A 23,296-nucleotide genomic window follows, 5' to 3' on the forward strand; every position below is an offset into this window, starting at 1 on the left:
ATCCTTCGACGGACCCTGGGCGTCCGGGGATATCCGAAGCTGCGCCGGATCGGTGAAACGGTCGGCTTCGCCTCATCCAGCCCGGCGAGACGTTGACTCCTGCCGACGAGGTTGGTTTCTGCCAGCTGCCGTCAGGCCAGGTCCAGGATGCTCCAGTTGGTCGGCAGCACCTTCGCCGCCATTGCGGACTGCACGGTCGCGTAGTGCGCCCCGTGGGTGAGTGCCACACGGGCCGCATGACCGAGCGAGATGTCTCCACCCACCGCCCGGGCCAGCCTGCCCGTGTCCTGCGCATCACCGGCATCGAGCGGCAGCAGGCAGATCATCGGGGAACTCATCATCAGCGCCAGCAGCGCGGCGTCGATCTCGTCACCCACGCTCGCATGGGCGGCCGCCAGGCAGGTCGCGGGAACCGCCACCTGCCGCCCCTCGTCGGCAACCTCCAGCATCAACTCCCCCACCGACACGTTGCCGTCGAGGTAGGCCGTCAACGCCGACGCGTCGAACACGGCCGCGATCCGATCACTCATCCGGCATCTCCCAACATCCGGCGGCCCTCGGCCAGGGCGTCCGGCGGAATGGGTGTCGCCAGCCGCTCCCGCCACCGCGCCCGGCCCGCCTCGGTCGGCTCGATGCCGGCTCGTCGCAGCACCTCGTGGACGTGCACGACGGCCATCTGGGCGCGCACCGCCGCGGTGATCGCGGCCGAGACGTTGGGCTGCCGGTCGAGCCACTCAGCGACGTCGTCGGGGAGGCTCACGGAGCGCTTCACGGTCATACCCGGCAGCCTACCCATTCTGGTAGCACCCACGGTATTACCATGCTGGTCAGCGGCGGCCACGTCGGCTCCGCCTGCGGGGACGGACCACGCCGGGCATTCCGACCGACGGCCAGCCGTCCAGCTCGGACGGGGGCACGCCGCGGCGGAGCAGGTCGTCCAGCAGCACGGCGAGCGAGTAGTCCGGGTGCAGGCTGAGCGTGCGTTCGATCGCGACCGCCGCCAACGCGCCCTGCCCCGCGCGCCAGGCGGCGAACGCCAGAAGCGCACCCGGAGCGGCGACCAACTCCGGCTCGACCCGCCGCAGCACGTCGGTCCAGAGGGCGATGTCCCGGTCCCGACCGTCGGTGCGTTCCCAGGCGTGGTCGCGGACCGGCAGGTGGGTCATCAGCAGGCTCAACCAGGCCACCTCGTCGTCGTCGAGCCGCTCACCACGTCGCTGCCGGCGCTGGGCCTCGCGGACCGCCGTCACCCCGGCGGAACGCACCGCACGACCGCCGAGCAGATCACTCTCGGGCGCCTGCTCGATCAGCTCGGCCAGCCTCAGCCTGGCGCGGTCGGTGGCCGCGCGCCCCGCGTCCCGGGCCGGGCCGTCCACCGGCGACACCTGCGCCACGAGGGCGGCCCGGTCGGGGAGTGCGACCTGGCCGGCGAAGACAGCGGATGCGGTCAACGGGTTGGCATCGGGGTCGTAGCGCCGGCCCTCGGGCGGGCAGCAGTCGGGCTCGGTGCAGAGATAGGACCACCATCGGCCGTCGGTCACTCGCAGCGCGTCGAGCACGTCCATCCCGCCGGCGCTCAGTGCGGCGCGCACCGCGTCCACGGCCGGCGTCACCCGATCGGGTTGCCCGTAGCCGACCACGGTGGCGGCCTCCGCGCCCTGCCGGCGGATCACGCCGGCCAGGTGCCGGGCCCGCTCGACCTGGTCGGTCGACGGGTCGGGCAGGTCCGCACGGGCGGCGAAGATGATCTGCCGGCCGAGCAACGCCACGGCGACCACGCTGTCGGTGGGATGAAAACCGAGCAGGTACGGCACCGCGGCGATCAGGTCGGCGGGTGAGCGGACGGCGAGCTTGGGGCGTTCGGTCGAGGTCATGACGGAAGCGTGCGGCGGGTCCGCCCGGCTCGACAGACCCTGTGGATGACACGCGGCTTATCCACAGCTACTCAGCGTGTTTACCCTGCTCAGCCCGCACCTACGGGTTGCCGGAACGGCGCCGGTGTCCTCGGACGGGACCGTGCTGTCGTGGGGAGCGGTTACCGTGCGCTGATGGACCTGGCGTACCTGCGCGCGCACCCGGCACACCTGCCGACCTTCCGGACCCATCAGCGGCTCCGGGAGACGCCGGTGGCCGGCGGAAACATCTGTGCCGCCGCCCGGCTCACCCTGGACGACGGCCACTCCGTCTTCGCCAAGTCCTGGCCGGAAGGGGCCGACCGACCGGCACCGGAGGGCTTCTTCGCCGCCGAGGCGGCCGGCCTGCGCTGGCTGCGGGAGGCCGGCGCTGTCGCCGTACCCGAGGTGGTCGTGGCATTGCCGGACCTGCTGGCGCTCGACTGGGTGGAGCCCGGCGAGCCGACGCCTGAGGCCGCGGACCGCTTCGGCCGTGAGTTGGCCGAGCTGCACCGGGCTGGTGCGGCCACCTTCGGCGCCGCCTGGGCCGGTTTCATCGGGTCACTTCCCCAGGACAACACCCCGACCGACGGGCCCTGGTCGACGTGGTTCGCCGAGCGACGCCTCACCCCCTACCTGCGGCGCTCGGTCGACGCCGCTGCGCTGAACAGCGCCGACGTCATCCTGATCGAGCGAGTGATCGATCGGGTCGGCGGGCTCGGCGGCGACGAGCCGCCCGCCCGCATCCACGGCGACCTGTGGCCGGGCAACGTGCTGTGGGGGGCCGACTACCGGGCCTGGCTCGTCGACCCGGCGGCGCACGGCGGGCACCGGGAAACCGATCTTGCCCAGCTCGCCCTCTTCGGCGGCATCCCCCACCTGGATCGGGTGCTGGCCGCCTATCAGGAGAGCTGGCCGTTGCCGGACGGCTGGCGCGACCGGGTGCCACTGCATCAACTGCATCTGCTGCTCGTGCACACCGCGCTGTTCGGCGGCAGTTACCGAGATGCGGTGGTCCAGACCGCCCGTGCCGCCCTGGGCGGCGCCGAGCGCGCTACGGTCGACAGGTGAGCGCCGCCCCGGGGACCGACGGGGTCCTCGTCGACCGGTACGGCCGCGTCGCCCGGGACCTGCGCGTGTCCCTCACCGACAAGTGCAACCTGCGCTGCACCTACTGCATGCCGGCCGAAGGTCTGCCCTGGCTGGCCGGCCCCGAGTTGCTGACCGACGAGGAGATCGTCCGGCTGGTCCGGGTGGCCGTCGAGCGGCTCGGCGTGACCGAGGTGCGGTTCACCGGCGGTGAGCCGCTGATCCGGCCCGGGCTGGTCGGCATCGTGACCGCGGTCGCCGCGTTGCAGCCCCGCCCCCGGATCTCGCTGACCACCAACGGCATCGGCCTGGACCGGGTGGCCGCGGCGCTGAGCGCCGCCGGCCTGGACCGGGTGAACGTCTCTCTGGACACTCTGGACGCGGACCGGTTCACCCGACTCACTCGCCGTCCGCGCCTCGACGCGGTGTTGGCGGGGCTCGCCGGTGCGGCGGCCGCCGGGCTCCGTCCCGTGAAGATCAATTCCGTGCTGATGCGCGGTGTCAACGAGGACGAGGCGCCGGCCCTGCTGCGCTTCGCCCTCGACCACGACTATCAGCTGCGAATCATCGAGCAGATGCCGTTGGACGCCCAGCACGGCTGGGACCGCAGCACGATGGTCACCGCCGAGGAGATCCTGGCCTCCCTGCGGACCACCTTCGATCTCAGTCCCGACCCGGCGGAGCGCGGCGCGGCACCCGCGGAGACCTGGCTGGTCGACGGCGGCCCCGCCCGGGTGGGCGTGATCGCCAGCGTCACCCGCCCCTTCTGCGGAGACTGCGACCGCACCCGGTTGACCGCGGACGGCCAGGTCCGCGCCTGTCTCTTCGCCACCGAGGAGTCCGACCTGCGTGCCGCGCTGCGCACCGGCGCGGACGACGACGAGTTGGCCCGGCGCTGGCGCACCGCGATGTGGGGCAAGCGCGCCGGGCACGGCATCGACGACCCCACCTTCCTCCAGCCGACCCGGCCGATGTCCGCGATCGGAGGCTGAGCCGTGACGCCGAGCCCGCTGACCGTCCGCTACTTCGCGGGCGCCCGCGCCGCCGCCGGCCAGACCGAGGAGGTCCTGCCCGCCGGCCGGTCCCTCGACGACCTCACGGCCGAGCTGGTGCGACGCCACGGCGACCGGCTCGCCGCCGTGCTGCGAGTGGCGAGTTTCCTGGTGGACGGCGTCACCTGTCATGATCGTCAGGCACCCCTGCCGGCCGGGGCCACGATCGACGTCCTGCCCCCGTTCGCGGGTGGCTGAGGGAGGCGCACGCATGTTGGCGGTTCTGGGGTTCGTGGCCGTCCTGGCCCTGATCACCGGCTTGATCCACCTTTACCTGTGGAAGCGGCTCGTTCGGGACACCACCACACCGGGCCGCTGGCGCCGGATCGGCGCGATCGCCGCCCTGGTGCTGGCGCTGCTCGTGCCGGTCACCCTCGCCGGGACGCAGGCCGGGCTCTACTGGCTCGCCTGGCCGGGCTACGTGTGGCTCGCGCTGATGTTCTACCTGCTCGTCGTGCTGATCGTGCTCGAAGTGCCGATGCTGGTCACCCGGCTGGTGCTGCGTCGCCGGGTGGTTGCCGCGGAGCCGACCGCCGCCGCGCCCGAGCCGGTGCTGGTCGGTGCCGCCGGGCCGACCGACCCGCCGGCCGCCGGTGCCGTCGCGGCACCGGACCACGACCCGGGCCGCCGGCTGCTGCTGGCCCGTGGGGCGGCCATCTTCGCCGGCCTCACCGCCGCCGGCACCGTGGGGTACGGCGTCCGGACCGCCCTCGGCCCACCACGCCTCGACCGGGTGCAGATCCCGCTCGCCAAGCTCCCCCGCAGCATGGACGGCCTGCGCATCGCCACCGTCTCCGACATCCACCTCGGTCCGCTGCGCGGCCGCGCGCACACCGAGCGGATCGTCGCCGCGATCAACCGCCTCGACGCGGACCTCGTCGCGGTCGTCGGGGACCTGGTCGACGGCTCCGTCGCCGAACTCGGCTCGGCCGCGGCCCCGCTGCGCGACCTACGCTCCCGTTACGGCAGCTTCTTCGTCACCGGCAACCACGAGTACTACTCGGGGGTGGAGGAGTGGGTCCAGGAGGTCGACCGTCTGGGCCTGCGGGTCCTGCAGAACCGGCGCCAGGAGATCCAGGCCCGGGGTGGCGTGCTGGACCTGGCCGGCGTGAACGACCTGGACGCCACGGGAGACAGTGGCCTGGCGGCCGGGCCGGACTTCGCCGCCGCGCTCGGTGACCGTGATCCGAGTCGCCCGGTGGTGCTGCTCGCCCACCAGCCGCTGGCCGCTGTTGAGGCGGCCCGGTACGGCGTCGACCTGCAACTGTCCGGGCACACCCACGGTGGGCAGATGGTGCCGTTCGACCTGGCCGTGCGGCTGGAGCAGCCGGTGGTCAGCGGGCTCGGCGAGGTCGACGGCACCAAGGTCTACGTGACCAACGGCGCCGGTTTCTGGGGGCCGCCCGTCCGGGTCGGGGCCGAGCCGCAGATCAGTCTGGTCGAGTTGCGCTCGGCATAGCGGACGTCACGTCCGCGCGTGGCGGCGGGCGGCCGGCGCGGCGGGCGTGACAGGATGCGGCGTGCCTCCGTTCAGCGCCGTACCCCCCGGTGGCCTACGGCCATTCGTCGCGGACCTGCACATCCACTCGAAGTACTCGCGCGCGTGCAGCCGTGACCTCACGCTGCCGAATCTCGCGTGGTGGGCCCGGCGTAAGGGCATCGGTCTGCTCGGCACCGGCGACTTCACCCACCCCGCCTGGTACGACCACCTGCGGGAGACCCTGCGCCCGGCGGAGCCGGGGTTGTACCGGCTGGACGCCGAGGCGGAACGGGACGTCGCACGCCGGCTGCCGCCGCGGCTCGCCGGGACGGCGGAAGCGGACCCGGTCCGGTTCATGCTGAGCGTGGAGATCTCCACCATCTACAAGCGGGACGACCGGACCCGCAAGGTGCATCACCTGATCTACCTGCCGGACCTGGACGCGGTGGCGCGTTTCAACACCGCGCTCGGCCGGATCGGCAACCTCGGCTCGGACGGCCGGCCGATCCTCGGCCTGGACTCCCGCGACCTGCTGGAGATCACCCTGGAGGCCAGCCCGGACGGCTACCTGGTGCCGGCGCACATCTGGACGCCGTGGTTCTCCGCGCTGGGCTCGAAGTCGGGCTTCGACGCGATCGCGGACTGCTACGCCGACCTGGCCGAGCACATCTTCGCCGTGGAGACCGGTCTCTCCTCCGACCCGGCGATGAACTGGCGTGTCGGCAGCCTGGACGGCTACCAACTGGTGTCCAACTCGGACGCGCACTCACCGCCCGCCCTCGGCCGGGAGGCGACAGTGCTGACCGCCGAGCGGGACTACTTCGCCGTCCGGGAGGCGCTGCGGACCGGCGACGGCCTGGCCGGCACGATCGAGTTCTTCCCGGAGGAGGGCAAGTACCACGCGGACGGGCACCGGCTGTGTGGGGTCAACTGGTCCCCGGAGCGCACCCGCGCGGCTGACGGGCGCTGCCCCGAGTGCGGCAAGCCGCTCACCGTGGGCGTACTCAGCCGCATCGAGGAGCTGGCCGACCGACCGCAGGGGCACCGTCCGTCACACGCCCGGGACGTCACCCACCTGGTGCCGCTGGCCGAGATCCTCGGCGAGATCAACAAGGTGGGTGCCCGGTCGAAGAAGGTCGAGGGGCGGTTCAACGAGCTTCTCGCCGCGCTCGGCCCTGAGCTGGAGATCCTGACCACGACGCCACTGAGCGACATTGCGCAGGCGGGTGGCGAGCTGCTCGCGGAGGGCATCGGGCGGTTGCGGCGCGGCGATGTCCGCCGGGTGCCGGGTTACGACGGCGAGTACGGGGTGATCACCCTCTTCGACCCGGCCGAGCTGGGCGCCCACGCGGGCACGGCACAGGAGACGCTGTTCGACGTACCCGTGCCGGCGCAGCGGCGACCCGCGGAGCCGGCGGCCAGGGCCGCGGCCAAGCGCCCGGCGGCGGCCAAGGCGGAGCCGAAGCGCAAGCCGGCCCCGGCGCCGGCGCCGCCGATCGCGTCGCCGCCGTCTCCCCACGAACCGTTCGAGCCGATGCTCTCCGGGATGGAGGAGGTCGGCACCGGTCTGTTGGACCGGCTGGACGCGATGCAGCGGGTGGCCGCCTCCGCACCCGGTGGTCCGCTGCTCATCGTGGCTGGTCCGGGCACCGGCAAGACCCGGACTCTCACCCACCGGATCGCGTATCTCTGCGCGGAGCTGAACGTCTTCCCCGAGCACTGCCTGGCGATCACGTTCACCCGCCGGGCCGCCGAGGAGCTCCGGCACCGCCTCGACGGCCTGCTCGGCCCGGTCGCCGAGGACGTCACCGTCGGTACGTTCCACGCGCTGGGGTTGACCATCCTGCGGGAGAACGCGGACGCCGCCGGTCTGCCGGCCGACTTCCGCATCGCCGACGACGCCGAGCGAGCGGCCGCTCGCGCGGAGGCCGGCGACGACAACGCCAGTTACGCGGCGCTGCTACGCAAGCAGGACCTGGTCGACCTGGACGAGCTGGTGAGCCTGCCGGTGGAGTTGCTGCGGGCCGATCGTGAGCTGGTCGAACGCTACCGGGACCGCTGGCGGTGGATCTTCGTCGACGAGTACCAGGACGTGGACGCGACGCAGTACGAGCTGCTGCGGCTGCTCAGCCCGGCGGACGGCAACCTGTGCGCGATCGGCGACCCGGATCAGGCGATCTACTCGTTCCGGGGCGCCGACGTCGGCTACTTCCTGCGCTTCTCCGAGGACTTCACGGACGCCCGGTTGGTGCGGCTCAACCGCAACTACCGCTCATCGGCGCCGATCCTGGCCGCCGCCGTGCAGGCCATCGCGCCGTCCTCGCTGGTTCGTGGCCGGCGGCTGGACCCGGCCCGGCTCGACCCGGAGGCCCCGCTGGTCGGGCGCTACCCGGCGGCGTCGGTGGCCGAGGAGGCCGACTTCGTGGTCCGTACCGTCGACGAACTGGTCGGCGGGCTGTCCCACCGTTCGCTGGACTCGGGCCGGATCGACGGCCGGTCCACCTCGTTGTCCTTCTCCGACATCGCCGTGCTGTACCGCACCGACGCACAGGCCGCGCCGGTCGTCGACGCCCTGACCCGGGCCAACATCCCGGTGCAGAAGCGGTCACACGACCGGCTGCGGGACCGGCCCGGGGTCGCGGCCATCGCCCGCGAGCTGCGGCACGCCGACGGGCTGGCCGGCTCGCTGGCCGCCCGGGTGCGGCTGGCCGGCCAGGTGGTCGCGGAGCGGTTCGCCGTGCCCACCCTGGACGGCGCCGCCAGCACGGTACGTCCCGAGGACGTCCGCTCGGCCGTGGACCTGCTGACCCCGCTGGCCCGGCGCTGCGGCGACGACCTGGAGACGTTCCTGTCGCAACTGGCCACCGGAGCGGAGGTGGACGCGCTCGATCCGCGCGCGGAGGCGGTCACGCTGCTCACCCTGCACGCCGCGAAGGGCCTGGAGTTCCCGGTGGTCTTCCTGGTCGGCGTCGAGGACGGGCTGCTGCCGCTGCGCTGGCCGGGCTCGACACCCGACGAGGACGCGGTCGCCGAGGAGCGCCGGCTCTTCTTCGTCGGCCTGACCCGCGCCCAGGACCGGCTGTACGTCACGCACGCCGCCCGCCGGACCCGGCACGGTGTGGAGCGGGACTGCGCCCCGTCGCCGTTCCTCGGCGTCATCGACCCCGGCCTGTTCGAGCGGTTCGGTGAGGCCGAGCCGCGCCGCCCGAAGGACCGGCAGCTCCGGTTGATCTGAGCCACCGGACGCCGACGGGCCACCGGCGTGGCGCGCTCGGGCCGACTCATCTCGAAGAGCGGGATACCTCAGAGTCATAAACATGCCCGTGAGGTATCACGTTCATGCGGGCGAGCGCCACCCACGGCGTCACCGACGGTGACCAGGCGACGGGGTTCGGCACTGTCAGCCCAGGACGACGCCAAGCCACGCGCCGGCGAGCAGGGCCGGCCCGAGTGGCAGCAGGGTGTCCCGGCGTACCCGCCGTGCGGCGAGCAGGCCGAGCACCAGGCCACCATGCAGCAGGTGAGGCAGGAGCAGGCCAGCCAGCAGAGCGTCCCGGCCCTGCCAGCCGAGCGGTGCGCCGAGGACCGCGGCCAGCTTGACGTCCCCGAAGCCCAGCCGAGACCCGGGGAGCAGGGCCAGCAGCACGTGCGCCGCACCCGCGACCGCCGCGCCGCCCAGCGCCCCGACCAGTCGGCCGGGAGTCCCGGACAACAGCGCCGCACCGGTCAGGCCACCGAGCGCCGACACCCCTGCGGCGAGGACCAACGGGTCCGGCAGCCGCAGGCAGAGGAGATCAACCCGAGCCAGCACCAGACCGACCGCCGCGATCGCGAGGAAGACCGGCAGCGCCGGGTCGTCACCCACAGCGACGACGAGACCAGCGAAGACGCTGGCCGCCACCGTCGGGCCGAGCAGGACCCAGGCACCGCGCACAGGTCGCGGCCGGGCCGGCGGGGTCGCGAAACGCCGGGCCAGCGAGGGTACGACGAGACCGACCAGCCCGCCGAGCAACGCCACCCCGACCAGTACGGCGGTCGGCATGAGCCGGACGTTAGCTGCGGTCCCCCGTCGGCGCGGTCCCCGATCGCGCTTCCGCGCTCACCCGACGGGGGCGTTCGGTGCTCACCACCAGGGCCACCCCGGCGACGATGACCGCGCCGCCGAGCAGCACCTGCGGGGTGATCGGCTCGGCGACCAGCAGCGCGCCGAGCGCCACCGCGACCGCCGGGTTGACGTAGGCGTACGTCGACACCAGCGAGATGGGCGCGTTGTGCAGCAGCCAGACGTACGCGGTGAAGGCCACCAGCGAGCCGGCCACCATGAGGTAGCCCAACGCCAGCCAGGACCGGGTGCTGACCGCGGCCGGGTGGAAGTCCCCCAACTCGCCCCGACCGGCGGCGACGACGGCCAACACCAGCGCGCCGGCCACCATCTCGTACACCGTGGCCACGAAGGGGTCGGCCGGCATCCGGATCCGTCCGGACAGGAACGACCCGACCGACCAGGAGGTGGCCGCCGCCACCACGGTCAACGCCCCCACCAGCGGTACGGCGTCCGAGTTGCCGGCGGGCAGCACCAGCAGGACCAGACCGGCGAAACCCACTGTGACCCCGGCGAACGTCCAGAGCGGCGGCCGGTCGGAGTTGGCGGAGCGCAACAGCACCACGAGCAGCGGGACGGTCGCGACCAGCAGCGCGGCGATGCCGGAGGGCACCGCCACCCCGGGCGGCCCGGACTCGGCGAGCACCACCAGGCCGTTTCCGCCGGCGAGCAGGAGCACCCCGACCAGCGCGGCGGAGCCGAGTTGCCGGCGGTCCACCCGCAGTGCGCCGGGCCCTCGGCGGAGCCGCAGCACCACCGCCAGGATCAGCCCGGCCACGGCGAACCGCAGTGCGGCCGACAGCAGCGGCGGCAGCGTCTCCACTGTGATGCGGATGGCCAGATAGGTGGAACCCCAGAGCAGGTAGACCACGATCAACGCGGTCCAGATCAGGGTCGGCGTGGCGCCTGCGCGGCGGCCGGCGAGGGCTGCGGCGCTCGGTGGAGGTGAGCTCATCAGTGGACCACGCTACGGTGACCTCGGAGTCGGCGTCCCGCATTGGTGGCCGGCCTCTCACCACTCGTGCAGGAGGGCGGCATGACGAACTACGGACCACCGGGTGGCGGCAACCCGGGACCGTGGCGTGGGCAACGACCCGACGAGACGCCCGGCCGGCCGGTGCAGCAGCCGTACCCGCCAGCAGCCGAGCCCTACCCCCCTGCGGTCCCGTCCTATCCGCGCGCACCCCAGGGGCATCCCGGGCCGTACAACGGCCCACCCGCCGCGCCCTACGGTGGCGGAGCGCAGACGCCCTACGGCCGTGAGCAGGGCGCCCCCTACGGCGGGGCCGAGACGCCCTACGGTCGCGAGCCCGGTGCGCCCTACGGCGGCTCGTACGGGTCGACAGGGGTGAACCCGACGTACGGCGGGCAGCCGTACCGGCCGGACGGCGATCCCTACGGCGGCGATCCCTACGGTGGCGATCCGGCTCCGGCACCGGGCCGGCGCGGTCGAGGGCCGCTGATCGCGGTGCTGGCCGTCGTACTGCTGCTGGTGGTGGCCGGCGGTGCGTTCTGGTTCCTGCGCGGGCAGGGCGACGACCCGGCGCCGGTGGCCGCGCCGTCCGGTTCGGCCGTCGCCGGTGAGCCCAGCGCGGACGCGGCCGAGCCGGCGCCGAGTGCCGCCGCGCCGGAGTCGTCGGCCGATCCGCGCTTCGCCAAGGTCGGCCAGTGCGTCCGTAACGAGGGCGCCGCAGGCGGCAAACCCAAGTTGGTGATCAGCGGTTGCGCCGCGAAGTCGTACGAGGTGCTGAGCCGGATCGACGGCGCCACCAGCGGCGAGCGGGACGCCGAGGCCAAGTGCGGCAAGGTCGAGGGCTACACCAACTGGTACTTCTTCGACAGCGAGCTGGACACTCTCGACTTCGTCCTCTGCCTCAAGCAACGCTGAGACCACCCGGGGATGACATGACAACCTACGGACCAGCGGGTTCCGGTCAGCCGGACGACCCTTACCAACGCCCGCCCACCGGGTCCGACGGCTCACCACCGGTCGATCCGACAGTGCCGCAGTGGGGCCCACCGCCGCCCTCCGAGGATCCGACCCGGCAGCAGTGGGGGCCGGCACCGAGCGGTGAGGAGCCGCCCACCGCGCCGATGTGGGCACCACCGCCCGCCAACCCGGAGCCGCCCACCGCGCCGATGTGGGCGCCGCCGCCCACCTCCGGCCCGGGTTACCCGCCGCCCGGCCCGTTCCCGCCGGCGGGTCCGTTCCCGCCCACCGGTCCGATGCCGGGTCAGCAACCAGCGGCGTGGGGTCAACCGGCTCCCGGCGGTTACGGGATGCCGCCCCCCGCGCCGGTGAAAAAGACCGGCGGCAGGATCGCCCTCATCGTCACGCTGGTGGTGCTGCTCGTGCTCTGCCCGTGCCTCGGCCTGGCCGGTTGGGCGGTCTGGAAGATCGCCGATGCCAGCGACGAGGTCGCGCCCAGGCCGTCGTCGAGCGCTCCGGTCTTTCCACCCGCCGTGCCCAGCGACGCACCGCCGTCGGCGGCACCGACCCCGGACCAGGAGTTCGCCAGGGGCGACTGCGTGCTGAACGAGGGCACCGAGGACAACGCGGAGCTGCGCAAGGTGCCGTGCGGTCCGAGCACCTACCAGGTGCTGCTGCGGATCCCGGCGACCACCGACGGAGACCGGTGCGAGACGCTCGCGCCGCAGGCGACCGCGAACTACGTGCACGACAACTCGGTCGACCTGTTCGACTACGTGCTCTGTCTGAAGAAGCGGTAGCTCACGATTGCCGAAACTAGGGTTGTCTAGCGTCCAGGCTAGACAGCCCTAGTTTTGTCTCGACGGGGTCGACACGCCGGTAGCCCCATCTATCCATGTCTAGCCCCGCAGCTAGATGGCCCGATACTCTCCGATGCGTGGATCCGGTCCGCAACCCGTACGCGCCGGGCGCCGGTCAGCGCCCGCCCGAACTCGCCGGGCGGGGGCGGGAGCTGGACGTCTTCGACATCGTGCTGGAACGCATCGCACGGGGGCGCCCCGAACGCAGCCTGATGCTCACCGGGCTGCGTGGCGTCGGCAAAACGGTCCTGCTCAACACGCTCCGGTCGCAGGCGATCAACCGCCTCTGGGGCAGCGGCAAGATCGAGGCACGTCCGGACCAGTCGTTGCGTCGCCCGATCGCCGCCGCGCTGCACATGGCGGTCCGGGAGCTCGCGCCACGACACCGCGCGCCCGATCGGATCGACGCGTTCCTCGGCGTCCTCAAGGCGTTCGCCCAACGATCCGCCCCGACCGGCCGGGCGGGTGCCGCCCCGAAGCTGCGCGACCGGTGGCAACCCGGCATCGACGTGCCGGCGGCCAGCGGCCGGGCCGACTCCGGCGACATCGAGATCGACCTGGTCGAGTTGCTCAGTGACGCCGCCGCCGTGGCCAGTGACGTGGGCACCGGCATCGCCATCTTCATCGACGAGATGCAGGATCTCGGCCCGGAGGACGTGTCGGCGCTCTGCGCCGCCTGTCACGAGCTGTCCCAGCTCGGCGCGCCGCTGATCGTCGTCGGCGCCGGCCTGCCGCACCTGCCGGCGGTGCTCAGCGCCGCCAAGTCCTACTCCGAACGGTTGTTCCGCTACCAGCGCATCGACCGGCTCGACCGGATCGCCGCCGACCAGGCGCTCTGCGCGCCCGCCGAGCGCGAGGAGGTCGAGTACGAGCAGAAGGCACTCGACCTGCTCTACGAGAAGTCCGGCGGCTATCCCTACTTCGTCCAGGCGTACGGCAAGGCGACCTGGGATCACGCCCCGCGCTCGCCGATCACCGCCGCCGACGTACGGGTCGCCGCGCCCGAGGCGGAAGCCGAGCTGGCGGTCGGGTTCTTCGGCTCCCGGTTCGAACGGGCCACCCCCGCCGAACGCGAGTACATGCGGGCGATGGCCACGATGTCCGCGGTCGAGGGCGAGTCCGGAGCGGTGGCCCGCGACGACATGGATGCGGCCGTGCCCACCGCCGAGATCGCCCGGGCCCTCGGTCGCAAGCCCGCCAGCCTCTCCCCGGCGCGGGACGCGCTGATCAAGAAGGGGCTGATCTACTCCGGTGAGCGGGGCACTGTCGCCTTCACCGTGCCGCACTTCGGCAGATACCTGCGCACCCAACCGGCCTGACCGCCGACGGGTCAGACCTTCGACCAGGGCGCCGGAAAGAGCACCTCGCCGCGGGGCGGGGGGCCTTCCTCACTGGTGGACGGCGGCAGCACCAACGCCTGCCAGGGCTCACCGAGGCCAGCCCACGGGCCGGTCAGGCCCAGCTCCGTTGCCGGGCTGAAGCCGAACCGGCGGTAGAAGGCCGGGTCACCGAGGACCACGACCAGCCGCTCACCCAGCTCGGTGGAGGCGTCCAGAGCGGCCTGCACGACCGCCGTGCCGTGCCCGACGCGCTGCCGGTGCGGCGCGACCGCCACCGGGCCGAGGGCCAGCACGGGCACGTCCGAGCCTCGCTCCGGCCGCACACGCACCCGGGTGAGCAGCGCGTATCCGACCACTTCACCGCCGTACTCGGCGATCATCGCCAGCTCCGGCAGCCAGGCGGGGGTGCCGCGCAGCTCGTCGACCAGGATCACCTCCGGCGGCGTTGCCACGTCGGGGCGGGCGAAGGCGGCGGCCAGCACGCGGCGCACCGGGCCGGCATCGGCCGGGTCCTCGGGGCGTAGCCGCAGCGTGGTCACCCGCGCGACGTTACCCTCCGCAGCCGGTCCATCCGTGACGGCCGCTCGAATCGGCGTGGCGCACGTGTACGAGCACCGATCCGATCCGGCCGTTGGCGGGGTAGCAAACGTCGTGAAGGGGTATGACTGATCCATGACGCCCGTACGCTCCCTCGCCCGAGTCATGCTGAGCGGCATCTTCGTGGTCAGCGGTTACCGCAACCTCCGTTCCCCGGAGCGGCTGGCCAAGAAGGCCGCGCCAGTGACCGACCGGGTGGCCCCGGCACTGCAGAAGATGAACCCCCGTCTCCCCACCGACACCGTGCAGCTGATCCGGCTCAACTCGGCGGTGCAGCTCGGCGCCGGGCTGATGCTCGCCACCGGCCGGCTCACCCGGCCCGCCGCGCTGGTCCTCGCCGGTACGATCGTGCCGACGACCATCGCCGGGCATCCCTTCTGGAACGACGACGACCCGGTCACCCGTGACACGAACAAGGTCCACTTCCTGAAGAACCTCGGTCTCCTCGGGGGTCTGCTGCTGGCCGCGGCCGACACCGAGGGCAAGCCGGGTCTGCGTTGGCGCACCGGCCACCGCATCGGCCACTCTCGACGTTCCATGCAGCGCGCCGTCCGTACGGCCCGCCGCGAGGCCCGGATCGCCGTCCGATCCGCCTCCACCGCACGTCGACTCCCCGGCTGACCTGCGTCGATCCGTCTCCGTGCCACCCCCACCCCCCGCTAAGGCCGCGAATTACCTGAACCACCCGGTAGGCGTTAACGCGGTGGAAATGTCAAAAACATGTGTGGGATCGGACACGGTCGCATAACGCGGGAGGCACTGACGTGAGGCGCCGTTCTAGGCTCCGTGCAGGACCTGGACGGGTAGGACGACCTTGGTACGGGGGTGGCCACGCCATGCCGACGGCTGTCGGTAGACGGGCGGACCGCCTCGCCCCAATCCAACGCGTGACGCGTGGGATCGATCGCAGGAACGTCGTACGGGGCGCCATCGTGGCTGCCGTCGCCTACGCCGCATGGCTTGCCATCGGCACCTTCGGGCGGCCGTACAACTTCTTCGACATGAAGATCTATCACGGTGCCGTGGTGTGGTGGGCGAGCGGTCACGAGCTCTATGAGTTCATCGCGCCCGGAACCACGCTCGGTTTCACCTACCCGCCCTTCGCTGGCCTCGTCATGCTGCCGATGGCACAGCTCCCGATCGGCATGGCCGGCATGGTCAACGCAGCCGCCAGCATCGCCGCGTTGGCGCTGGTGCTGGCCGGGTTGCTTCGTCCCATCGTGGACCGGCTGGGGTGGCCACTGTGGTTCACCGTGGCGCTGGCGGTGCCGCTCGCGGTCGCCATCGAGCCATCCCGGGAGACCCTCGGCTACGGCCAGGTCAACATCCTGCTGTTCGCGTTGATCATGGCTGACCTGATCGGTCTGCGCTGGCGTTCCCGCCGGGGCACCCACTACGCCACGACCGACGGTCCCCTGCTGCGCTTCCTCTACGGCGGAGCCTGGGCTGGCGCGGGCATCGGCCTCGCCACCGCGGTCAAGCTCACCCCGGCACTGTTCATCGCCTACCTGCTGATCACCCGCCAGTGGCGGGTGGCAGCCACCGCCATCGGCACCACAATCGGCGTGACGGTGGCGAGCTTCGCCATCGTCGGCGACGAGTCGCGGGCGTACTTCGGCAGTGTGCTCTGGCAGACCGAACGGGTCGGCGCGGCGGACATGACACCCAACCAGTCCCTCGCCGGTCTGCTCGCCCGGCTGTACGACTCGATCGAAACCCCCGGGCTGCTCTGGTTCGCCTTCTCGGTGCTGATCCTGGCGCTGGGCCTGTCCCGGGCGGCGAGTTCCCGTGCCGACGGTGACGAGCTGACCGCGTTCACCCTGGTCGGCCTGACCGCGAACGTGATCAGCCCGATCTCCTGGACCCACCACCTGGTCTGGGTGATCCCGGCGATCATCGTGCTGGCCGACGCCGCCGTGCGCCGCCGGGAGGCGAGTCGGGGGATGCCACAGCGCACCGGCCCGGGGACGGTGTTCGGCGGGCTGCCCGGGGTCAACGGGCTCCGCCCACCGATCTGGTATCCCACTCTGACCGGGCTCCGTCACGGTGTCGCCGCGATCGGGCTCTATCTGCTCTTTTTGATCTCCCCGATCTGGCCGTACGAGCACCAGCTACCGGAGATGTCGCACTACCAGGACGGTCTCTTCGGAGCGCTGATGGAGAACTCGCTCGCGGTCGCGCTGATCGTGCTCGTCGCCGCGCTGCCCTGGCGCCCCGGTGCGGAGCCGGCGTTCTACGGCGACCGGATCACCAGGGCCGTGCTGGTCAACGGCCGCCGCTGAGCGGTCAGGGGCAGTTGACCCATTCCTCGGTGCCATCGGTGAAGACCTGCCGCTTCCAGATGGGCAGGCGCGCCTTGACCTCGTCGACCAGCCGGGCGCAGGCCGCGAAGGCCGCCGCCCGGTGTGCGGTGCTCACCGCGGCGACCAGCGCCACGTCACCGATCGCCAGCGGGCCGACCCGGTGCGAGACCGCCACCGCGTAGACGTCGGGCTCCGCGGCGATCTCGGCGGCCACCTCGCGCAGCACCTGCGCGGCGCTCGGGTGCCCCTCGTATTCCAGGCTCGTGACCTGACGCCCGTGGTCGTGGTCGCGGACCACGCCCTGGAAGGAGACCACGGCGCCGGCCCGACGGTCGGCGACCGCCGCCTCGTGGGTGGCGAGGTCGAGCGGCTGGTCGGTGACCTCGCCGAAGGTGATCGCCGGTGCGGTCATGAAGCACGCTCCCCAGGAAGCAACGGCAGTGGCACGATGGGCACCCGGTCACCCGGCTCGCCGCTGGTGCCGGGCCTGATGACGGCGAACCCGTCCGCGCCGGCCAGGCCACGCAGCATCGCCGAACCGACGTGTCGCACCGGGGACGCGGTGCCGGCGGCCCGGTCCAGTCGGACCAGCGCCAGGTGGGTGTGGTCACCACGACCGGGCACCGCCTCGGCCAGGGTGGCCTGCGGAAGCACCGGCATCGAGCGGCCCTGCAGACCGGCGAGCAGCGGCGCCACCAGCGACACCAGCGCGACGATGGCGGACTGCGGATTGCCCGGCAGCCCTGCCACGAAGCGGATCCGCCCGTCGTGGCCGGCCAGCCGGGCCAGGAGCATCGGGAAGCCCGGCCGGACCGCGACCGTGTTGACCACGTAGTCGGCGCCCAGCGCCTCCAGGGTCGGGTGCAGGTGGTCGACCGGGCCGTTCATCGTGCCCCCGGTGGTGCACACCAGGTCGGCACCGGTCAACGCCGAGCGCAGGGCCGCCACGTGCGCGGGCAGCGTGTCGGCCACCGGGCCGACCACGTCGGACGGGCGGATCTGGCAGCCGTACCGTCGCAGCCACCCGGGCACCGCCGGGCCCAACGCGTCCCGGACACGACCGGCTGCCGGCGGGCCCGCGGTCAGCAGCTCGTCGCCGAAGACGAGCAGCGCGGCGCGCGGCGCTCGCCGGACCCGCAGCGTGTCGTGCCCGCACGAGGCCGCCAGGCCGATCAGCGCCGGGTCGACCGGCGTGCCGACCGGCAACAGCTCCTCATCGGCGTACGCCTCCTCGCCGGGTTGCCGCCACTCGGGCGTCTCCCGGGGAGTGCCGTGGACCAGACCGTCGACGGTCGTGGACTCCTCGACGCGCAGCACGGCGGTGGCACCCTCGGGCACCATGGCTCCGGTCGCGATCTCGACGGTCGTGCCGTCCTCGGTGAGCGGCGCGGGGGTGCTGCCCGCCAGCACTCGGCCGATGACCCGCCACGGGCCGGTGCCGCGCACCGCCCAGCCGTCCACGCTGGAGGTCGGGAAGGCGGGCAGGTCGGTGCGGGTGGTCAACGGCTCAGCAAGGGTGGACCCGTCGATGTCGGCCAACGGGCGGGCGACGGCGGGCAGCGCGGCGGCCAGACCGACCGCGTAGACCCGCGACCGCGCTTCCTCCCAGCCGGCTGGTGGGGGTGCGACGACCCGATCCGCGGTGGGTGCGGTTTCCGTGCTCACCGACCGAGCCTATCGGCACGGACCGACACCCGTCGGGGCCTGGCGTGGACCGGTCGGTGGGCGGAGCCGGGAACCTCAGTGGTCGCCGCCGCGCAACTGGTCGACGGTGTGCCCGAGGATCGGCCCGAGCACGGCCAGGCCGTCGCGGGCGCCGCCGGTCGAGCCGGGCAGGTTGACCACGAGCATCCGACCAGCCACCCCGGCCAGACCCCGGGACAGCACCGACGTGGGCACCCGGTCGCGGCTGTGCGCGCGGATCGCCTCGGCGATGCCGGGGACCTCGTAGTCGAGTAGGCCCCGGGTCACATCCGGTGTGCGATCCGACGGGGTCACCCCGGTGCCACCACTGGTCACCACCACGTCGACACCGTCGGCGCGGGCGGCCCGCAAGGCGGCACCGACCGGCTCCCCGTCGGGCACCACCACCGGCTCGTCGACCTCGCACCCCAGCTCGCGCAGGCCGGAGACGAGCAGTGGACCGCTGGTGTCGGCGTAGACACCGGCCGCAGCTCGGTTGGACGCGACGATCACCCGCGCCCGGATCACGGCCGGTCCTCCGGCCGGACCCACTCGCCGGTCTTGCCGCCCTCCTTGCGCAGCACCCGGACAGCCTCCACCGAGGCCGCCGGGTCGACCGCCTTGACCATGTCGATCAGAGCGAGACCGGCGACGGCAACCGCCGTCAGCGCCTCCATCTCCACCCCCGTGCGGTCCGCCGTGCGGGCGGTGGCCGTGATCTCCACGGTGTCGGCGGTCAGTTGCAGGTCGACAGTGACGCCGTGCAGGGCGATCGGGTGGCACAGCGGGATCAGATCGGGAGTGCGTTTCGCCCCCATGATCCCGGCCAGCCGACCGACCGCCAACGCGTCACCCTTGGGCAACCCGTCGCGGTGCAACAGGTCGATGACCTCGGGCGTGGTCCGCAGACGGCCCGCCGCGACGGCCAGCCGGCCCGTCACCGCCTTGGCGGAGACATCGACCATGCGGGCCGCGCCAGCACGATCGACGTGGCTGAGCTGTGCGGGTTCGGTCACGGTCGTGAGCCTATCGGTGCGGTACGACGGCGTTCGGAAGGAGCGGCGTCGCGTCGACCGCAGCGCCGGGTGCTGACGGCGCACCGGTCGGACGCCGCTCCTTCCTCACCGACCCGCCACCGAGGTCGCTGGGGGGACCTGGCAGCGGGTACGTGTCGACGACCCGGTTCTGCCCCGGGGCAGAACCGCCCCCGTTCGTCGATACGGCCGAGAAGCTACCGGGTGTGGCGATAAGAAATGGAGAGGGTGGCGAGCCACCACGTCACGCAGCAGCGGGATCGCCAGGTCGTCCAGGGCCGAGCGCAGCTGGACGTCGGCGAGGAGCTCCACGGTCAGCAGCCGCTCCTCTTCGACCGCAACGGTTCGGGAGGTGAGGACAGGCCCGAGCGGGATGCCAGCGAGCATCGGACCCGCCACCGAGCCAGGGCGCGCTCGAGTAGCTGCCGTGCGCTGTCCAGGTCGCCAACCGCCGGGGCTTCCCGCCCCGCGTTCCGCTCCAGCTCGAAGCGAAAGACGTCGACTTGGTCCGGGTCCACGACGAGTCGATAGCCGTTGCGTTGGCGCTCGATGACACCGCGCCCGGCCGGGGAAGCCTCGAAAGTCCGACGCAGATTGGCGGCATAGGTCCGCACATTAGCTATGGCTGATCGCGGTGGGCGATCGGCCCATAACTCATCCACGAGTTCATCCACTGTCACCAGTCGGCCGACCTGAACGGTGAGCAGCGCGAAGACTACCTGTTGTTTTGGCGTACCCAGCTGCAAAGTGCCAGCGGGCAGTTGCACAGAGAGGCCGTCAAGAACTCGAATCTCCACCAGACCCCGACCTCAACGGCAGTCATGTATCCAGTCGACCACGCAACGGAGCTTACGGACCGGAACCGACCCTGCCGACGTCGCCAGCTTGACCGTCAACTGGAATGATCTGCTTAGACACTCACTCAGGAGCGATCCGATTCGCCTCCCATGGGGCACGAACTGCGGTTGAACCCGCCTGCGGGTTCCCACACACCTAATACGCGCCCGGGCCCGCCACGAATGGTCGATTCGTCCCGACCAGCCAGGCGAGAGGGTTGAGCGCTCCGCTCAGGAGTGCGGACAGAAAGTGACATATCCGCTCCAGCTTGGCTAATGTTGCGCATACCGACATTAATTGTTCCTTCCCACCCATGAGTCCTCCTACTCTCAGCCCTACGAACGAATGGCGCCCAACACGGCGCTCCGTGGTGGCAAGGGAGGTCGAACGATGCGCAACAGCACCGAGTGGGACTAGTCCACCTTCAGCCCGATGCAAATCCTCGACGCTGAAGGGGTGTCAGATGCGTAGCACCGAATGGGACTGAGTCCTTATCACCGTGGCGACACAGCGGTACGCTGCCCGTCAGCGGACACCGACGGTGGGTTACGGGTGAGGTTGAGTGAGCCGGACGACGCGTCGTCACAGGGGAGCCGACCCACGCCTGCTGAGCCTCGTCGGACTGATGGTGACGCTGGCAACCGTCGTCGCCGTGACAGCAGCGATCGCAACGACACGCAACGTGCCAGACAGCGCAGGAGACGTCTCGACAATCTCCGCGCTCGTCCTGATGATCGCCTTAGGGGCAGTCGTCAAAACACGCCTGCGGATCAGGTCGACGACCTTCTCGTTCGCCTGGGTGGAGACGGCCATCGTCCTCGGACTCGCGCTGGCCCCGCCACCCTGGGTGATCCTGTCCACGGGCATCGGCATCGCCTGCGTGTCACTCGTCAACCGGCTGACCGCGATCAAGGCAGCCTTCGCCATCGCCAAGCACACCCTCGTGGCCGGCGGCGCCACTCTAGTGATCATGCTTCTCGGCCAGCGCTGGCCGCCAGACGGCCTCTGGAATCACCTCATACTGCTCGGGGCGGTCTACCTCGTCGCCGCAGTACTCGATGACCTGTTGGCCATTCCGGTCATCGCCCTGGCGTCGGGCACGCGGATCGTCCGGCAGTTCCGTACCCACTTCGACCTGCGGCTGGCCGGATTCGCCGTCCGATTCGTGGTGGCCGCCCTGACCTTGATCATCCTTCAGGCGGATCAGCGTCTACTGCTCGCCGTTCCGCCCCTGGTCCTGAGCCTCCATCTGGCCTACTCCGCGCGCATCCGCGGCCGCACCGAACAGCAGGCATGGCAGCGGCTCGCCCGCACCACCGACGCGCTCAACGTGGTCGACCTGGACACCGTCCTCACCACGGCCGTCACCCAGGCCGCCGAGCTGTTCTCCGCCGACGAGGTCGAGATCGAGCTGCGCCTCGGCGATCGCACCGTCCGCGGCGGCACCGGCGGCATCACCTTCGACGGCCCGACCGGCACGCCCACCGACGTGGACGGCACCATCGTCCCCGCACCGCTGGAAGGACACGACCGCACCGTCGACGTCGGTGTACTTCGACTGCGCTTCCGCGGCCCGGTGCAACTCTCCGAGCGGGAGCAGTACACCCTGCGCACCTTCGCCTCCGCGCTCTGCACCGCCGTTCGCAACGCCCAGGCGTACGCCGAGCTGGCCCGGGTGGCCGACGAACACGCGTACGCGGCCGCGCACGACGCGCTGACCGGCCTGGCCAACCGCAGACACCTCCTCGACGAGGGCACCGAGCAGTTGAGCGCCCGCCACGCCGACGGGGTGACCGCGCTGGTGCTGATCGACCTCAACCACTTCAAGGAGGTCAACGACACGCTGGGGCACGCCGCCGGCGACCAGGTGCTGATGCAGGTCGCCGACCGGTTGCGAGGCGCGGCCCAGGCGAGTGACCTGGTGGCCCGCCTCGGCGGCGACGAGTTCGCCGTACTCCTGCGCGGGCTGCCGGCCCCGGCGGTCGCCGCACACCGGGCCGAGACCCTGCTCGCCGCCCTGCACGAGCCGTTCGAGCTGGACGGCATGCGGATCAGCGTCGAAGCCAGCGGCGGAATCTCCGTCGCACCGTCCAGCGGTGGCATGGCCGAGCTGCTGCGCCGCGCCGACGTCGCCATGTACCAGGCCAAGCGGGCCGGGCAGCGGATCGCCACGTACGCCCCGACCCGGGACACCGCCGACCTGGGCCGCCTCACCCTCGGTGGCGACCTGCCCCGGGCGGTCGCCGACCACGAGTTCGTCGTCAACTTCCAACCGATCGTCGACCTGGGCACCGGCGAGGTGACCAGCGCCGAGGCGCTGGCCCGCTGGCACCACCCCACCCACGGCATGATCGACCCGCTGCGCTTCCTGGAGGCCGTCGAGCGTTCGGGCCTGCTGCCGGCCTTCGCCGAGGCGATCCTCGACCAGGCGCTGATCGCGGCGGCCAACTGGCGCGACGCCGGCTTCGACGTACCCGTCGCGGTCAACGTGTCCCCACGCAGCCTGCTCGACGCGCGGTTCCCGGGCTCGGTGCTGGCCCGCCTGCGCGCCCACGACCTGCCGCCGGACCGGCTGGTGCTGGAGCTGACCGAGACGCTGACCCTCAGCCAGCTCGACGTCGTCGACCGGGTGCTCAGCCGGCTCCGCGACGAGGGTGTCCGGCTGGCGCTGGACGACTTCGGCACCGGCTACTCATCACTCTCGCTGCTCTCCCGAATCCCCGTGCACGAGCTGAAGATCGACCGAAGCTTCGTGACGACGATGGAGAGCTCGGCGGAGGCCGCCGCCGTCATCCGCTCCACCCTCGACCTGGGTCGCAGCCTCAACCTGGACGTCGTAGCCGAGGGCGTGGAGAGCGAACCGCAGCGGCGGGCCCTGTGGGAGCTGGGCTGCGTCGCCGGCCAGGGCCACCTGTTCGCCCGGCCGATGCCGGCCGGCACCCTGCTCGCGGCGATGCAGCGCGGTTCGGGTGGCCGACCCGGCGCCCTGGCCGCGCCACTGCACGACGCCGGCGCGGTGATCCGGCTGAGCCAGAACCGCCGCCAGGCCGGCCGTTCCCGCCCCGACCGCCTCCCGCACCTGCCCGCCTGACCCAGC

The 23,296-nt window shown here is 72.2% G+C and carries 21 protein-coding genes and 1 pseudogene; 11 read left to right on the top strand and 11 right to left on the bottom strand.

Going from position 1 to position 23,296, the window contains the following annotated elements; all coding sequences use genetic code 11:
* Window positions 1-131: 131 nt before the first annotated feature.
* From HNR22_RS18950 to HNR22_RS18960, 3 genes are read right to left on the bottom strand one after another with little or no spacing between them, the layout of a single operon-like run.
* Entirely contained in the window at window positions 132-530 is a 399-nt protein-coding gene (locus HNR22_RS18950) for a hypothetical protein (protein WP_179781470.1), read from the bottom strand.
* Window positions 527-778: a hypothetical protein gene (locus tag HNR22_RS18955; protein ID WP_179781471.1), complete on the bottom strand. Its 252-nt coding sequence runs from the start codon at window positions 776-778 to the stop codon at window positions 527-529. Before HNR22_RS18955 ends, HNR22_RS18950 begins: the two co-directional genes overlap by 4 nt.
* A 49-nt stretch (window positions 779-827) precedes the next feature.
* On the bottom strand, window positions 828-1,874 hold the full coding sequence (locus tag HNR22_RS18960) for a DUF4192 domain-containing protein (protein ID WP_179781472.1): 1,047 nt from the start codon (window positions 1,872-1,874) through the stop codon (window positions 828-830).
* Window positions 1,875-2,048: 174 nt separating this feature from the next.
* Between HNR22_RS18960 and HNR22_RS18965 the strand changes: the two genes are divergently transcribed.
* The 5 genes from HNR22_RS18965 to HNR22_RS18985 all read left to right on the top strand — a co-directional run bounded on the left by HNR22_RS18965 (window position 2,049) and on the right by HNR22_RS18985 (window position 8,748).
* Complete coding sequence (locus HNR22_RS18965) at window positions 2,049-2,963, top strand: fructosamine kinase family protein (RefSeq protein ID WP_179781473.1); 915 nt, start codon at window positions 2,049-2,051, stop codon at window positions 2,961-2,963.
* Window positions 2,960-3,973, top strand: a complete 1,014-nt coding sequence (moaA, locus tag HNR22_RS18970; protein ID WP_179781474.1) for a GTP 3',8-cyclase MoaA — start codon at window positions 2,960-2,962, stop codon at window positions 3,971-3,973. The genes HNR22_RS18965 and moaA overlap by 4 nt, the downstream gene beginning before the upstream one ends.
* Before the next feature lie 3 nt (window positions 3,974-3,976).
* On the top strand, window positions 3,977-4,231 hold the full coding sequence (locus HNR22_RS18975; protein ID WP_179781475.1) for a MoaD/ThiS family protein: 255 nt from the start codon (window positions 3,977-3,979) through the stop codon (window positions 4,229-4,231).
* Between the two features lie 13 nt (window positions 4,232-4,244).
* Window positions 4,245-5,492 carry a metallophosphoesterase gene (locus tag HNR22_RS18980; RefSeq protein ID WP_179781476.1) on the top strand — a complete coding sequence of 416 codons (1,248 nt, stop codon included), beginning with the start codon at window positions 4,245-4,247 and terminating at the stop codon, window positions 5,490-5,492.
* A gap of 61 nt (window positions 5,493-5,553) precedes the next feature.
* On the top strand, window positions 5,554-8,748 hold the full coding sequence (locus HNR22_RS18985) for a UvrD-helicase domain-containing protein (protein WP_179781477.1): 3,195 nt from the start codon (window positions 5,554-5,556) through the stop codon (window positions 8,746-8,748).
* 165 nt (window positions 8,749-8,913) lie between these two features.
* Here HNR22_RS18985 and HNR22_RS18990 read toward each other — a convergent pair whose 3' ends face one another.
* Entirely contained in the window at window positions 8,914-9,555 is a 642-nt protein-coding gene (locus tag HNR22_RS18990; protein WP_179781478.1) for a prepilin peptidase, read from the bottom strand.
* Window positions 9,556-9,565: 10 nt separating this feature from the next.
* Window positions 9,566-10,570 (bottom strand): EamA family transporter, encoded by a 1,005-nt coding sequence (locus tag HNR22_RS18995; protein ID WP_179781479.1) that lies wholly within the window; start codon window positions 10,568-10,570, stop codon window positions 9,566-9,568.
* Between the two features lie 393 nt (window positions 10,571-10,963).
* Between HNR22_RS18995 and HNR22_RS31420 the strand changes: the two genes are divergently transcribed.
* The 3 genes from HNR22_RS31420 to HNR22_RS19010 all read left to right on the top strand — a co-directional run bounded on the left by HNR22_RS31420 (window position 10,964) and on the right by HNR22_RS19010 (window position 13,724).
* A complete protein-coding gene (locus HNR22_RS31420) occupies window positions 10,964-11,503 on the top strand; it encodes an LppU/SCO3897 family protein (protein ID WP_425488107.1) in 540 nt (179 codons plus the stop codon).
* A gap of 392 nt (window positions 11,504-11,895) precedes the next feature.
* Entirely contained in the window at window positions 11,896-12,345 is a 450-nt protein-coding gene (locus HNR22_RS31885; RefSeq protein ID WP_179783622.1) for an LppU/SCO3897 family protein, read from the top strand.
* Window positions 12,346-12,482: 137 nt separating this feature from the next.
* Window positions 12,483-13,724, top strand: a complete 1,242-nt coding sequence (locus HNR22_RS19010; RefSeq protein WP_179781481.1) for an AAA family ATPase — start codon at window positions 12,483-12,485, stop codon at window positions 13,722-13,724.
* An 11-nt stretch (window positions 13,725-13,735) separates the two neighbouring features.
* On the opposite strand, the gene HNR22_RS19015 is transcribed toward HNR22_RS19010, so the two are convergent.
* Window positions 13,736-14,284, bottom strand: coding sequence for a GNAT family N-acetyltransferase (locus HNR22_RS19015; protein WP_343059875.1), 549 nt, complete (start codon window positions 14,282-14,284; stop codon window positions 13,736-13,738).
* A 133-nt stretch (window positions 14,285-14,417) separates the two neighbouring features.
* Between HNR22_RS19015 and HNR22_RS19020 the strand changes: the two genes are divergently transcribed.
* Both HNR22_RS19020 and HNR22_RS19025 read left to right on the top strand, forming a co-directional pair.
* A complete protein-coding gene (locus tag HNR22_RS19020; protein WP_179781483.1) occupies window positions 14,418-14,963 on the top strand; it encodes a DoxX family protein in 546 nt (181 codons plus the stop codon).
* Between the two features lie 215 nt (window positions 14,964-15,178).
* Complete coding sequence (locus tag HNR22_RS19025; protein WP_179781484.1) at window positions 15,179-16,624, top strand: glycosyltransferase 87 family protein; 1,446 nt, start codon at window positions 15,179-15,181, stop codon at window positions 16,622-16,624.
* A gap of 4 nt (window positions 16,625-16,628) precedes the next feature.
* Here HNR22_RS19025 and HNR22_RS19030 read toward each other — a convergent pair whose 3' ends face one another.
* The 5 genes and pseudogenes from HNR22_RS19030 to HNR22_RS32045 all read right to left on the bottom strand — a co-directional run bounded on the left by HNR22_RS19030 (window position 16,629) and on the right by HNR22_RS32045 (window position 20,159).
* Window positions 16,629-17,057 (bottom strand): molybdenum cofactor biosynthesis protein MoaE, encoded by a 429-nt coding sequence (locus tag HNR22_RS19030; RefSeq protein ID WP_130405760.1) that lies wholly within the window; start codon window positions 17,055-17,057, stop codon window positions 16,629-16,631.
* Window positions 17,054-18,310, bottom strand: a complete 1,257-nt coding sequence (locus tag HNR22_RS19035; RefSeq protein ID WP_179781485.1) for a molybdopterin-binding protein — start codon at window positions 18,308-18,310, stop codon at window positions 17,054-17,056. Before HNR22_RS19035 ends, HNR22_RS19030 begins: the two co-directional genes overlap by 4 nt.
* A 75-nt stretch (window positions 18,311-18,385) precedes the next feature.
* Window positions 18,386-18,856 carry a molybdenum cofactor synthesis domain-containing protein gene (locus HNR22_RS19040; protein ID WP_179781486.1) on the bottom strand — a complete coding sequence of 157 codons (471 nt, stop codon included), beginning with the start codon at window positions 18,854-18,856 and terminating at the stop codon, window positions 18,386-18,388.
* Entirely contained in the window at window positions 18,853-19,344 is a 492-nt protein-coding gene (gene moaC, locus HNR22_RS19045; RefSeq protein WP_141911911.1) for a cyclic pyranopterin monophosphate synthase MoaC, read from the bottom strand. Before moaC ends, HNR22_RS19040 begins: the two co-directional genes overlap by 4 nt.
* 105 nt (window positions 19,345-19,449) lie before the next feature.
* Window positions 19,450-20,159 (bottom strand): annotated as a pseudogene (locus tag HNR22_RS32045) (AfsR/SARP family transcriptional regulator).
* A 602-nt stretch (window positions 20,160-20,761) separates the two neighbouring features.
* Between HNR22_RS32045 and HNR22_RS19060 the strand changes: the two are divergent.
* The gene (locus HNR22_RS19060) at window positions 20,762-23,290 is read left to right on the top strand and encodes a putative bifunctional diguanylate cyclase/phosphodiesterase (protein WP_425488064.1); all 2,529 of its coding nucleotides are present in this window, start codon (window positions 20,762-20,764) and stop codon (window positions 23,288-23,290) included.
* The last annotated feature ends 6 nt before the right edge of the window (window positions 23,291-23,296 follow it).

The sequence above is a fragment of the Micromonospora jinlongensis genome (genome assembly GCF_013410645.1).
GTDB classification, from domain to species: domain Bacteria; phylum Actinomycetota; class Actinomycetes; order Mycobacteriales; family Micromonosporaceae; genus Micromonospora; species Micromonospora zamorensis.